Source organism: Allobosea sp. OK403 (assembly GCF_900113835.1).
GTDB lineage: Bacteria > Pseudomonadota > Alphaproteobacteria > Rhizobiales > Beijerinckiaceae > Allobosea.
In genome coordinates this window covers 175,675-188,666 of record NZ_FOQV01000008.1, presented here as the reverse complement: position 1 = coordinate 188,666, position 12,992 = coordinate 175,675, and the positions used below count along the sequence as shown (strand labels likewise).

The following is a 12,992-nucleotide window of genomic DNA, read 5'->3' as shown; positions in this document are numbered from 1 at the left end:
CGAAGCCACGGCGCAGGATCGAAAGACTCATGCGTTTGCGTTCCCTCGTCACAGTGCTAGTCGCGGCCAGCCTGCTGTTCATGACTGGCGGCCCATCCTCGCTCGCTCAAGGCGCGCCGCCGCAGCAGCGCAGTTTCTTCTCGTTCTTCTGGCAGCAGCCGCCACCCCCTCCCGCCATCGTGCCGAGGCGACCGCGTGTCGTGGCGCCGGTGGTGAAACGACGTGCACCGCCAGTCATCGTCAGGGACGACCCGGTCATTCCGAAGGTCGACGTCGCCCATCATGTCCTGGTGATCGGCGACTCGCTCGCCGTGCTCCTTGCCGGCGGGCTCGACGATGCCTTGAACGACAGGCCCGATGTGGCGGTGGTCAACAAGGCCAAGCCCGATTCCGGCCTGGTCAGGAGCGATTTCTACGACTGGCCCAAGGTCGCCAACGATCTACTGGCGAGCGACTCGAAAATCAGCCTCGGCGTGATGCTGCTCGGCCTCAACGACCGACAGGCGATCCGCGAGGGCGAGACGGTGCACGAGCCGCTCAGCCCGCGCTGGAGCGAGCTCTACAAGGCCCGTATCGAGGCGGTCGCCAGCGCCTTCGCGGCCAGGCGCGTGCCGCTGATCTGGGTCGGCGCGCCGCCCGTGCAGAACCCCCGCCTCTCCGCCGATTTCGTCTCCTTCAACGAACTCTACCGCCAGCAGGCCGAGAAGGCCGGCGGGCAATATGTCGATCTCTGGGGCGCCTTCGTCGACGCAGAGAACCGCTACACGGCGATGGGGCCGGATGTCTCGGGCCAGACCATGCGGCTGCGGCTCGGCGACGGCATCCATTTTACGACGGCGGGAGCGCGCAAGGCCGCGCATTTCGTCGATGTGCTGATCCGCCGGCAGATCGAAAACCAGCCGCAGCCGGGCCTCATCGCCGTGCCGGCAGCGCCGGGAACCGGCGCTCCGACCGATCCCGAGCTCCAGGCCGGCGGCATCGAGCGCCTGATCGACGCCATGGTCGGTAACCTGCCCGCCGCGCCGGGGCTGCCGACCGCCTTGCAGGTCAAGCCGCTGGCCGGGCCGATCCAGCCTTTGACCGGACAGGCGAGCGCGGGCGAACAGGCGCTACTGGCCTCGATCACGGATGCCCGCGGGCGCGGCGAGGCCGCAGCCCAGCTCGACCGCGTCTTCGGCGAAGGCATCGCGCCCGAGCCGAAGCCCGGGCGTCTCGACGATTACAAATGGCCGCGCTGAACCCTGGCCGACTGAATCCTGGCCGACCCCTGGGAGCCCGTCGCGAAACTCGCTCCGGTGAGTCGGCTGGCGTGGCTTTCGAGAACCGGAGCGCAGCGGACTTCATGTCCGTGAGCACCGGAAGCGCAGAAAGCCGCGTCAGACGGCCGCCGGAGTAGAGTTACGCGGCAGGCTCACCTTGGCAGGATCGTCTCGCCCATCAGGTGCTTGTCGATCGCATGGGCCATCTGGCGGCCTTCGCGAATGGCCCAGACCACCAGCGACTGGCCGCGCCGCATGTCGCCCGCGGTGAAGACCTTCTCGACCGAGGTCTTGTAGGCGAGCGTGTTGGCCTCGACATTACCGCGCTTGTCGAGCGCGACGCCGAGCTTCGCCAGCAGCCCCTCATGGACCGGCGAGACGAAGCCCATGGCGAGCAGCACGAGATCGGCCTTGAGGTCGAACTCGGTGCCCTCGATCGGCTTGAACTGACCGTCGACCCTGGCGCAGCGCAGCTTGCGGACCTTGCCGTTCTCACCGATGAACTTCAGCGTGCCGATGGCGAAGTCGCGCTCGGCGCCTTCCTCATGGCTCGACGAGGTGCGCAGCTTGAGCGGCCAGTTCGGCCAGGTCAGCGCCTTGTTCTCCTTGACGGGGGGCTCCGGCATGATCTCGATCTGAGTCACCGAGAGCGCGCCCTGGCGCACCGAGGTGCCGATGCAGTCGGAGCCGGTATCGCCACCGCCGATGACGACGACATGCTTGCCCGATGCCAGGATCGGCTTGGCGTTGCCGGTCGCAGCCTCAGCCCCGACACGACGATTCTGCTGCGGCAGGAAGTCCATCGCGAACTGGACCCCGTCGAGCTCGCGGCCCTCGATGGCTAAGTCGCGCGGCTTCTCGGCGCCGCCCGTCAGGCCGACAGCGTCATATTGCGCGAGCAGCTCGGCGGGATCGATATCGACGCCGACATTGACGCCGTAATGGAAGATAACGCCCTCGGCCTCCATCTGGCGGACGCGGCGCTCGACATGGGACTTCTCCATCTTGAAGTCCGGGATGCCGTAGCGCAGCAGGCCGCCGGCCCTGGCCTGACGCTCATAGAGATGCACCTCGTGGCCGACGCGCGCGAGTTGCTGCGCTGCGGCGAGGCCCGCCGGACCGGAGCCGATCAGCGCGACCTTCTTGCCGGTCTTGACCTTGGCCGGCTCGGGCGTGATCCAGCCCTCCTGCCAGCCCTTGTCGACGATGGCGCATTCGATCGACTTGATGGTGACCGGCGTGTCCTCGAGGTTCAGCGTGCAGGATGCCTCGCAGGGCGCGGGGCAGACGCGGCCGGTGAACTCGGGGAAGTTGTTGGTCGAATGCAGATTGGTCAGCGCCTCGCGCCATTTGTCGTTGTAGACGAGGTCGTTCCAGTCCGGGATCTGGTTGTTGACCGGGCAGCCATTGTGACAATAGGGGATGCCGCAATTCATGCAGCGCGCCGCCTGGTCACGCGTTGCCTCGACCCCGAGCGGGATCACGAATTCCTTGTAGTTCCGGATCCGGTCCGAGGCCGGAAGATACTTCCGGTCGCGGCGGTCGATCTCGAGAAAGCCGGTTACCTTGCCCATCGTCTTACTCCGCCGCGACCGACATGCTGGCCTGCGCCTGCTCGATTTCCTGTAGTGCACGCCGGTACTCGACCGGCATGACCTTGACGAATTTGGGCAGGTACTCCGCCCAGTTGTCGAGAATGTCCTTGGCGCGGAGCGAGCCGGTATAGCGCAGGTGATCGCTGATCAGCTGGTGCAGGCGCTCGGCGTCGTAGCCGGACATATTGGCCATCACGTCGATGCGGCCCTTGAATTCGAGATCGCCGCCATGGTGGTGGATGCGCTGCATCAGCTCCTCCTCCTCGGTGACCGGTTCGAGGTCGACCATGGAGAGGTTGCAGCGCTTGGCGAAACTCTTGTCCTCGTCGAGCACATAGGCGACACCGCCCGACATGCCGGCCGCGAAGTTTCTGCCGGTCTGGCCGAGCACGACGACGACGCCGCCAGTCATGTATTCGCAGCCATGGTCGCCCGTACCTTCGACCACCGCGATCGCGCCGGAATTGCGCACCGCGAAGCGCTCGCCGGCGACGCCGCGGAAGTAGCATTCGCCCGAGATCGCACCGTAGAGCACGGTGTTGCCGACGATGATCGACTGCTCGGCCAGCGGCCGGGCATCGGGCGAGGGCTTGATGATCAGCTTGCCACCCGAGAGGCCCTTGCCGACATAGTCGTTGGCCTGGCCGGTGAGATCGAGCGTGACGCCGTTCGTGACCCAGGCGCCGAAGCTCTGGCCTGCGGTGCCGGTGAGCTTCACCGTGATGGTATCTTCAGCCAGGCCGGCATAGCCGTAGCGCTTGGCGACCTGGCCTGAGAGCATCGCGCCGGTCGAGCGGTCGACATTGCGGATCGGGCTTTCGATCACGACCTTCTCGCCCTTTTCGAGCGCGCCTTGCGACTTGGCGATCAGCATGCGGTCGAGCACCGTGTCGATCGGGTGCTGCTGCAATTCGACATGGCGGATCGCGACCTCGGGGCCGACATCGGGCTTATGGAAGATGCGGGTGAAATCGAGCCCCTTGGCCTTCCAGTGTTCGATCGCCTGCTTCTTGTCGAGCCAGTCGGAGCGGCCGACGAGGTCGTCGAAATTGGCGACGCCCAGGCTCGCCATGATCTCGCGCACGTCCTCGGCGAGGAAGAAGAAGAAGTTGATGACGTGCTCGGGCGCGCCCTTGAAGCGCTTGCGCAGGACCGGATCCTGCGTCGCGACGCCGACTGGGCAGGTGTTGAGATGGCATTTGCGCATCATGATGCAGCCGGCCGCGATCAGCGGCGCGGTCGCGAAGCCGAACTCGTCGGCCCCGAGCAGCGCGCCGATGATGACGTCGCGCCCGGTGCGCAGGCCGCCATCGACCTGCAGCGCGATGCGGCCGCGCAGCTTGTTCATCACCAGGATCTGATGGGTCTCGGCGAGGCCGATCTCCCAGGGCGAACCGGCATGCTTGATCGAGGTCAGAGGCGAGGCGCCCGTGCCGCCCTCATAGCCCGAGATGGTGATGTGGTCGGCTCGCGCCTTGGCGACGCCGGCCGCAACGGTTCCGACCCCGAGCTCGGAGACGAGCTTGACCGAGACGTCGGCGGCCGGGTTGACGTTCTTCAGATCGAAGATGAGCTGGGCGATGTCCTCGATCGAATAGATGTCGTGATGGGGCGGCGGCGAGATCAGGCCGACGCCCGGGGTGGAATGGCGCACCTTGGCGATGCGCGCATCGACCTTGTGGCCGGGCAGCTGGCCGCCCTCGCCGGGCTTGGCGCCTTGCGAGATCTTGATCTGCATCATCGCCGAATTGACGAGATACTCCGTCGTCACGCCGAAGCGGCCCGACGCCACCTGCTTGATCGCCGAGCGCATCGAGCGCCCGTCGGCCATCGGCGCGAAGCGCTCCGGCTCCTCGCCGCCCTCGCCGGTGTTCGACTTGCCACCGATCGTGTTCATCGCGATGGCGAGCGTCGAATGCGCCTCATGGCTGATCGAGCCGAAGGACATCGCCCCCGTCGAGAAGCGCTTGACGATGGAAGCGGCCGACTCGACCTGCTCGATCGGGATCGGCTTGCGCTGGAGCGCATCCGCATCCTTGATCTGGAACAGGCCGCGGATCGTCGAGAAGCGCGAGCTCTGGTCGTTCACCAGCTCGGCATAGGCCTTGTACTTGTCCTGCGCATTGCCGCGCACCGCGTGCTGGAGCAGCGCGATGTTCTCCGGCGTCCAGGCATGGTCCTCGCCGCGCAGGCGGAAGGCGTATTCGCCGCCGATATCGAGCGAGTCGCGATAGATCGGCGAGTCGCCGAAGGCGTCGCGGTGGCGGCGCACCGTCTCTTCCGCGATCTCGGGCAGGCCGACGCCCTCGATCGAGGAGATCGTCCCGGTGAAATACTTCTCGATCGTCTCGGTCTTGAGCCCGACGGCATCGAAGATCTGCGCGCCGCAATAGGACTGGTAGGTCGAGATGCCCATCTTGGACATGACCTTGAGCATGCCCTTGCCGACCGACTTGATGAAGCGCTTCACTACCTCGTAGCGGTCGACTTCCTTCGGGAATTCGCCGGCCTCGAACAGGGCCTCGAGCGTCTCGAAGGCGAGATAGGGGTTGATCGCCTCGGCGCCGAAGCCGGCGAGGCAAGCGAAGTGATGGATCTCGCGCGGTTCGCCCGATTCCAGCACGAGGCCGACCGAGGTGCGCTGGCCCTTGCGGATCAAGTGGTGGTGCACGGCCGCCGTCGCCAGCAGCGCCGGGATCGGGATGCGGTCCGGGCCGACCTGCCGGTCGGACAGGATGATGATGTTGTAGCCGCCATTGACGGCAGCCTCCGCGCGCTCGCAGAGCCGCTCGATCGCATGCTCCATGCCGGCCGCGCCATCGCGAGCGGGATAGGTGATGTCGATCGTCTTGGTGTCGAAACGGTCCTCGTAATGGCCGATGCAGCGGATCTTCTCGAGATCGTCATTGGTCAGGATCGGCTGGCGCACTTCGAGCCGCTTGCGCCGCGAGGTGCCTTCCAGATCGAGGATGTTGGGACGCGGTCCGATGAAGGAGAGGAGGCTCATCACGAGCTCCTCGCGGATCGGATCGATCGGCGGGTTCGTGACCTGCGCGAAGTTCTGCTTGAAATAGGTGTAGAGCAGCTTCGACTTCGAGGAGAGCGCCGAGATCGGCGTGTCCGTGCCCATCGAGCCGACGGCTTCCTGGCCGGTCACGGCCATCGGCGCCATCAGCAGCTTGGTGTCTTCCTGGGTATAGCCGAAGGCCTGCTGGCGATCGAGCAGCGGCACGTCGGTGCGCTGCGCACGCGCCTCGACCGGGGGCAGTTCCTCCAGCACGATCTGGGTGCGCTTCAGCCAGTCCTTGTAGGGGTTGGCGAGGCACAGGCTCGTCTTGATCTCGTCGTCGCCGATGATGCGGCCCTGTTCGAGATCGATCAGCAGCATCTTGCCCGGCTGCAGGCGCCACTTCTGGACGATGCGTTCCTCGGGGATCGGCAGCACGCCGAACTCGGAGGCGAGCACCACGAGCCCGTCATCGGTGACGAGATAGCGCGCGGGACGCAGGCCGTTGCGGTCGAGCGTCGCGCCGATTTGGCGACCATCGGTGAAGGCGATCGCGGCGGGCCCATCCCAGGGCTCCATCAGCGCGGCGTGATATTCGTAGAAGGCGCGCCGCTCCTCATCCATCAGCGGATTACCGGCCCAGGCCTCGGGCACCAGCATCATCATGGCGTGAGCGAGCGAATAGCCGCCCTGGACCAGGAATTCGAGCGCGTTGTCGAAGCAGGCTGTGTCGGACTGGCCCTCATAGGAGATCGGCCAGAGCTTCGAGATATCGGGGCCGAACAGCTCGGAATCGACCGAAGCCTGGCGCGCCGCCATCCAGTTGACGTTGCCGCGCAGCGTGTTGATCTCGCCGTTATGCGCCACCATCCGATAGGGGTGGGCGAGCCGCCAGGACGGGAAGGTGTTGGTGGCGAAGCGCTGATGGACCAGCGCGAGCGCGCTGACGAAGCGCGTATCGGTCAGATCCTTGAAATAGGAGCCGAGCTGGGTCACCAGCACCATGCCCTTGTAGACGATGGTGCGGGCCGACATCGAGACCGGGTAATAGGTCGCGGTGGCGCGATCCTGGCGCTTATAGACCTTGTTGGAGACCGACTTGCGCAGCACATAGACCTTGCGCTCGAAATCGTCCTCGTCAGTGATCTCGGCCGGGCGGCCGACGAAGAGCTGGCGATGGACCGGCTCGCTCTCCTTCACCGCCTCGCCGAGATCCGACGAGTCGACCGGCACGTCGCGCCAGCCCAGGAAGATCAGCCCCTCCTCGGTGACGGCCTGCGCCACGATCTCCTCGCAGACGGCGCGATCCTCGGCTTCCTGGGGCATGAAGAACTGGCCGATGGCGTAGTGACCGGCCGCCGGCAATTCGATGCCGAGCTTGGCGCACTCCTCCATGAAGAAGCCATGCGGGATCTGGACGAGGATGCCGCAGCCGTCGCCGAGCTTGGGATCCGCCCCGACGGCGCCGCGATGGTCGAGATTATGCAGGATCTGCAAGCCCTGCTGGACAATCGCATGGGTCTTGCGATTCTTCATGTCGGCGATGAAGCCGACACCGCAGGAATCCTTCTCGTAGGACGGGTCGTAAAGCCCCTGGCGCTCGGGCATTGCGGGATCACGCACTGCCGGGAAGGCTGCAGCTGCCGCCGCCACGCTCGACTTGCTGGTTTCGCTCATCGTCAAACCCCGCTTCACGCTGCCTGCCAGCTTCCGCCAACAGCCGCCTTCGAGTCCACACCATCCTTCGCCGCGCCAGCCTCGTGCCGAGCCCGATCGGGCATGCAGCAAGGATGGGGCCAACGTGGCCAAGTCATTCCTGGGGAGGGTGGCTTGCGCTGTCTTGGGGCGCCCGCGTCCTCCGCAGGCGCCTCGGGCTTGTCGCCCTGCCGCGCCTGTCTAAGCCGCCGCTTTACGGGCGGCGCGCGTACGATTGGTTTTGGCGGTCGTGGCCTTACCCCTCGTCATGTGTCCGCTCCGTTGCGATCGACCGCCGCAAGCGCTAGGCGGCTCACGGTCGGCACAGTGAAAATGGGACAGCAACACTGTCCTATTGCGATGAATTTGCCAGAATTCTAATCTCGGCACAAGCGCCGATTGCGAGCAGGGCCGAAATTTTATTGCGATATCGCTCGCCCCCGAGACATATCCGGAGCGAAAGCCCAACATTGCCAGCACGCTTCTTGTTTTCAGCCGGTTTTCCAGCCCTCGCCGCGTTTCGACCATCGTCGCATGCAGAGCGGCAATCCATCGACGCGCTTGGCAGCGTCATGGCCCGGCGCTACCCCTTTGAAATGAACTTCTTCAGTGACAACACCGCCGGCGCGAGCGCCCCCGTCATGGCAGCATTGGCGGCCGCCAATGACGGCACCGCGACAGCCTATGGCACCGACGCCTGGACGGGCCGCGTCGAGCGCCTCTTCGCCGAGATCTTCGAGCATGAGGTCGCCGCCTTCCTTGTCGCCAGTGGCACGGCGGCCAACTCCCTGGCGCTGGCCAGCATCACCCGCCCCTGGGGCGCGGTGCTGACCCATGAGGAAAGCCATGTCGCCGACGATGAATGCGGCGCGCCGGAATTCTTCAGCGACGGCGCCAAGCTCGTCGGCCTGCCGGGCTCCGGCAACAAGATTTCGCCCGCCCCCGTGACGCAGGCCCTCGCCCGCATGCGCGAAGGCGCACTGCATCAGGTCCAGCCGCAGGCGATCTCGATCACGCAGGCCACGGAATGCGGGCAGATCTACACGCCTGCAGAGGTGCGCGCCCTGAAGGACGCCGGCGCGCCGCGGGGCCTGACCATGCATATGGACGGCGCCCGCTTCACCAACGCGCTCGTCGCACTTGGCTGCTCGCCGGCCGCGATCACCTGGCAGGCCGGCGTCGACGTGCTTACGTTCGGCGGCACCAAGAACGGCGCCTGGGCGGCGGAAGCCGTGATCTTCTTCCAGCCCGAGGCTGCGGCCGAGATGAAGTGGCGGCGCAAGCGGTCGGGCCACACCCTGTCCAAGGGCCGCTTGATCGGTGCGCAGTTCGAGGGCCTGCTCGGTGGCGGCCACTGGCTCGAACTGGCGCGGCACGCCAATGCGATGGCCAAGCGCCTGGCCGATGCGCTCATCGCCTTGAACATCCCGCTCGCCTGGCCCTGCCAGGTCAACCAAGTGTTTCCGATTCTGTCTGCGGAGCTGCAGACGAAGCTGAAAGCGGCCGGCGTCGGCTACCTGCCCTGGTCGCAGACCGCCCTGCCGAAGGATATCCCCTTCGCGGAGGGCGAGACCATCGGCCGCTTCGTCATGGCGTTCTCTACCCGCGAGGTGGATGTCGAGCGCCTGATCAATGTGTTCGCCGCGGCAAAAGGCTGAATTCTCCCCCGATTTCAGCCCCACGCACGCCGCAATCCCTAAGGAAGACTGAAGATCCAGTTCAGTCGCCCAAAGGAGACGACATGGTATTTCGATCGACCGCGCCCTCGCGCCTGGTCCTGACGAGCCTGGCGGTGGCCGGCGCGCTCGCAGGTTCCGTTGGCGGAGCGGCAGCGCAGTACTACCTCTATGAGGAGGAAGAGGCCTATCCGCGCGGCTATTACGAACGCTACGCGCCGCTGCCTCCCGCTCCGGTCCCACCCCGCTCCATCGGCCGCATCGCCGCGCGCGACTTCGGTCTCGCCCGGGTCGACCGGATGGTGCGCACCGGCTCCTCCTATGTGATCGACGGCCAGACCGCCAATGGCGGCCGCGCCCGCCTCATCTTCGACGCTCATAGCGGCGATTTGATCGATCGCATCCCCTTGCCCGACGCACGGCCTAGGCCCGCCCCCCCTCCGCATATCGCCCGCGTCGATCCGCGCGACGACAGGCCGGCGCCGCGGCTGGTGCCGCGCCCACCCGAGCGCCCGCCCGCGCTGAAGCCGCCAGGCCAGGCGAGCGCCCCGGCGACGATCCTGCCGCCGAGCCCGGCGACACCGCCGCAGGCGGCCGAGCCGCTCAACCCGGCGGAGAAGCCGGCCGCGACGGCCAGCGCCCCAGCGACGGCAGCCCCGAGCTCGCCAGCGGCCCCGGCGCTGCCGACGCCCGGCCCGGTCAATCCCGCGACCGGCGCGGACAAGCCCCAGCTCGTCAATCCCCAGCTGGTCAATCCCCAGCTGGTCAATCCCAACGACGTGCGCGGCACGGACGAGGCGGAGCGCAAGCCGCCGCTGGCCCGCGCCGACCCCTCGGGCATCACGATCGCGCCCGTCGAACTGCCGCCGGTCCAGATCCCGGATGCGACGCCCTCGACGCCGAAGCCTGAGACGCCCGCCGTTCCGGTTACGCCGCTGGACTGACGCGAGAGCAGGATGCGAAAAAGTGGGCACTGGTTTTTCGCATTGATCCTGCTCTCACTCTTAGATGAGAGCTTCACGCTCCTCGGCCACGAAAAAGGGCGTCCCCGGTCACCCGGGGACGCCCCATTCGTTTCAAGGCTTCAGGTCAGGCGTGCATTACGCGGCCTTGCTGCGTTACGCGGCTTTGGCGACCTTGGCCTCGAGCACCTTGGCGGGCTTGGCCCCGCCGATCGCGATCTGGCGCGGCTTCTTGGCCTCGGGGATCTCGCGGACGAGATCGATATGGAGCAAGCCGTTTTCGAGGCTGGCGCCGGTCACCTGCACATAATCGGCAAGCTGGAAGCGACGCTCAAAAGCGCGCGCAGCGATACCCTGGTGCAGAACCTCGCGTTTTTCAGCGGATTCGGTGCTCTGCTTCTCGCCGCGCACCGTCAGCGCATTCTCCTTGCTCTCGATGGCAAGGTCGGATTCGCCAAAACCCGCGACCGCGATGCTGATGCGGTAGGCGTTCTCGGCGGTGCGCTCGATGTTGTAGGGCGGATAGGTCGGCGCGGCCTCGGCGCTGGTGGCCTGGTCAAGCAGCGAGAACAGGCGGTCGAAGCCGACGGTCGAGCGATAGAGCGGGGAAAGATCGAAGTGACGCATGATGTCCTCCTGGGAAGCGACAAATCTGGTCCAGCCCGCCTCATCATGAGCACGGACCTGGTTTAGCTCGCGCAGCCGGTCTCGGCCTGCGCAGGGATGATCTGGTCTCGCCTTTTCGGCTTTTCAAGGGGGCGCCGAGACGCGCATAAACAGTTTGGTGCCGCCGCGAAGGTTCGCCCGATTCGGAGGCCCTTCGATCGCGTCGCCAGCGGACTGTCATGCCCGCATGCGAAAACCTGATCGTCAACCTGGGGTTCAGAGCATGGCTCACGCGAAAGATCGCCTCCCCCTGTTTCGCGTCCTGCCCTGATGGCCGAGGCCCAGCTCTTCGCCCATCCCGATTATCCCGTCCCCGGGCATGGCAAGGCCTGGTTTGCGAAAACGCGCGACAGCGCGCAACTGCGCTTCGCGAGCTGGCGGCCCACGGTCAAGCCGATGCGCGGCACCATCCTCCTCGTCCAGGGGCGGGCCGAATTCATCGAACGCTACAGCGAAACCATCGTCGAACTGCGCCGGCGCGGCTTCCATGTGATCAGCTTCGACTGGCGCGGCCAGGGCGGCTCGCAGCGCTTCGTGCGGCGCCGGCGCAAGGGCCATGTCGGCTGGCTCAGACATTATGAGCACGACCTCGCCTTGGCGCTGGCGCAGATGCGCGAGACGCTGCCCGAACCTTATTTCGTGCTGGCGCATTCGATGGGCGCGGCCCTGTGCCTGGACGCCGCGCGCCGCGACGCCTTGCCGGTCTCGCGGCTGGTGGCGCTCGCCCCCATGCTGGGCCTCTCGATGATCGAGCGTCCCGATATGGCGCGGCGGCTGGCAAACCTGCTGTTCTGGCTCGGTCTGGGCAAATCCTTCGTACCCGGCGGCAGCGACACTGCGATCGCGACCAAACCCTTCGAGGGCAACCGGCTGACCGGCGACCCCACCCGCTATGCCCGCAACAGCGCGCTCTCGGCCGGCGCGCCGCATCTGTGCATCGGCGACCCGACGATCGCCTGGGTGCATGCGGCCTTCCAGTTGATGGCGCGCTTGAACGCGCCCTCCGCCGCCCGCGAGATTCGCGTGCCGACGCTGGTCATCGCCGCCGGCCAGGACCCGATCGTCTCCACCCCGGCGATCGAGCGTTTCGCGGCGCGGCTCAAGACCGGCGCCGCGCTCGTCCTGCCGACCGCGCGCCACGAGCTCCTGATGGAGAGCGACGAGATCCGTGCCCAGTTCTGGGCAGCCTTCGACGCCTTCATTCCCGGCGAGGACAATGCCGCGGCCGGCTCACCCGGCGAGCAGGCTGAGCGCGGCCTGATGCAGCGTCTTGTTGCCGGCGGCGATGACCGTGCCGCCCCCGGCGGCGCTGCCGCCATCCCATGAGGTGACGATGCCGCCTGCGCCCTCGATGATCGGGATCAGCGCGACGATGTCGTAGGGCTTGAGGCCGGCTTCGATCACCAGATCGACATGGCCGGCCGCCAGCATGCAATAGGCATAGCAATCGCAGCCATAACGCGGCAGCCGCACCTGGCTCTCGACCCGGGCATAGGCTTCAGCCTCCGCGCCCTTGAACAGCGCCGGCGAGGTGGTCATCAGTGTCGCTTCGCCGAGATTCGTGATCTGGCGCGTGCGCAGAACGCGCGGGCCGTTGGGCCCCTCATAGCGCGCCTGCCGGCCATCGCCGGAATAGCGCTCGCCCGTGAAGGGCTGGTGCATCATGCCATAGACCGGCACGCCGCCGCGCGTCAGCCCGATCAGCGTGCCCCAGACCGGAATGCCGGAGATGAAGGCGCGCGTGCCGTCGATCGGATCGAGCACCCAGACATATTCGGCGTCGATGTTCTCATTGCCGAACTCCTCGCCGAGCACGCCATGGGCGGGGAAGCTGCGCTTGATCAGATGGCGCATCACGTTCTCGCCGGCCCGGTCGGCCTCCGTCACCGGATCGAACACGCCGCCGAGCGATTTGTCCTCGGTGGCATGATGGGCGCGAAAAAACGGGAGAATCGCCTGGCCGGACTGTGTCGCCAGTTCGGCAATGAAAGCGCCGAAATCGACAGTGCTCATATACCAGCCTCCCATTATTTTGTTGCCGCGCAGCATTGCACCCGACCGTGGCCGTGCGGCACGAGCCTGTCATGCAAGCGGAATCATTGGAAAACAAGAGAACCGGCCGGCAATTCGCC

General features: G+C 66.4%; 8 protein-coding genes. 4 read left to right on the top strand and 4 right to left on the bottom strand.

Annotation, left to right across the window (positions count from 1 at the left end; all coding sequences use genetic code 11):
• Positions 1 to 29: 29 nt before the first annotated feature.
• Complete coding sequence (locus tag BMZ97_RS23010) at positions 30 to 1,238, top strand: SGNH/GDSL hydrolase family protein (protein ID WP_092175166.1); 1,209 nt, start codon at positions 30 to 32, stop codon at positions 1,236 to 1,238.
• Between the two features lie 173 nt (positions 1,239 to 1,411).
• Here the strand turns inward: BMZ97_RS23010 and BMZ97_RS23005 are convergent, their stop codons facing one another.
• A complete protein-coding gene (locus tag BMZ97_RS23005) occupies positions 1,412 to 2,833 on the bottom strand; it encodes a glutamate synthase subunit beta (protein ID WP_092175164.1) in 1,422 nt (473 codons plus the stop codon).
• A gap of 4 nt (positions 2,834 to 2,837) precedes the next feature.
• Entirely contained in the window at positions 2,838 to 7,538 is a 4,701-nt protein-coding gene (gltB, locus tag BMZ97_RS23000; protein ID WP_092175161.1) for a glutamate synthase large subunit, read from the bottom strand.
• Between the two features lie 614 nt (positions 7,539 to 8,152).
• On the opposite strand from gltB, the gene BMZ97_RS22995 reads away from it, so the two are divergent.
• Together BMZ97_RS22995 and BMZ97_RS22990 are read left to right on the top strand one after the other, a co-directional pair.
• On the top strand, positions 8,153 to 9,214 hold the full coding sequence (locus BMZ97_RS22995; protein WP_092175416.1) for a threonine aldolase family protein: 1,062 nt from the start codon (positions 8,153 to 8,155) through the stop codon (positions 9,212 to 9,214).
• A gap of 83 nt (positions 9,215 to 9,297) precedes the next feature.
• Positions 9,298 to 10,176, top strand: a complete 879-nt coding sequence (locus BMZ97_RS22990; protein ID WP_092175158.1) for a hypothetical protein — start codon at positions 9,298 to 9,300, stop codon at positions 10,174 to 10,176.
• A gap of 174 nt (positions 10,177 to 10,350) precedes the next feature.
• Here the strand turns inward: BMZ97_RS22990 and BMZ97_RS22985 are convergent, their stop codons facing one another.
• On the bottom strand, positions 10,351 to 10,821 hold the full coding sequence (locus BMZ97_RS22985; protein ID WP_092175156.1) for an Hsp20 family protein: 471 nt from the start codon (positions 10,819 to 10,821) through the stop codon (positions 10,351 to 10,353).
• Positions 10,822 to 11,130: 309 nt separating this feature from the next.
• Here BMZ97_RS22985 and BMZ97_RS22980 point away from each other — a divergent pair, with 309 nt between their 5' ends.
• Positions 11,131 to 12,186, top strand: coding sequence for an alpha/beta fold hydrolase (locus BMZ97_RS22980; RefSeq protein ID WP_244546555.1), 1,056 nt, complete (start codon positions 11,131 to 11,133; stop codon positions 12,184 to 12,186).
• On the opposite strand, the gene hisN is transcribed toward BMZ97_RS22980, so the two are convergent.
• On the bottom strand, positions 12,091 to 12,873 hold the full coding sequence (hisN, locus tag BMZ97_RS22975) for a histidinol-phosphatase (protein WP_092175410.1): 783 nt from the start codon (positions 12,871 to 12,873) through the stop codon (positions 12,091 to 12,093). The two genes, BMZ97_RS22980 and hisN, sit on opposite strands and share 96 nt — an antisense overlap.
• Positions 12,874 to 12,992: the final 119 nt, after the last annotated feature.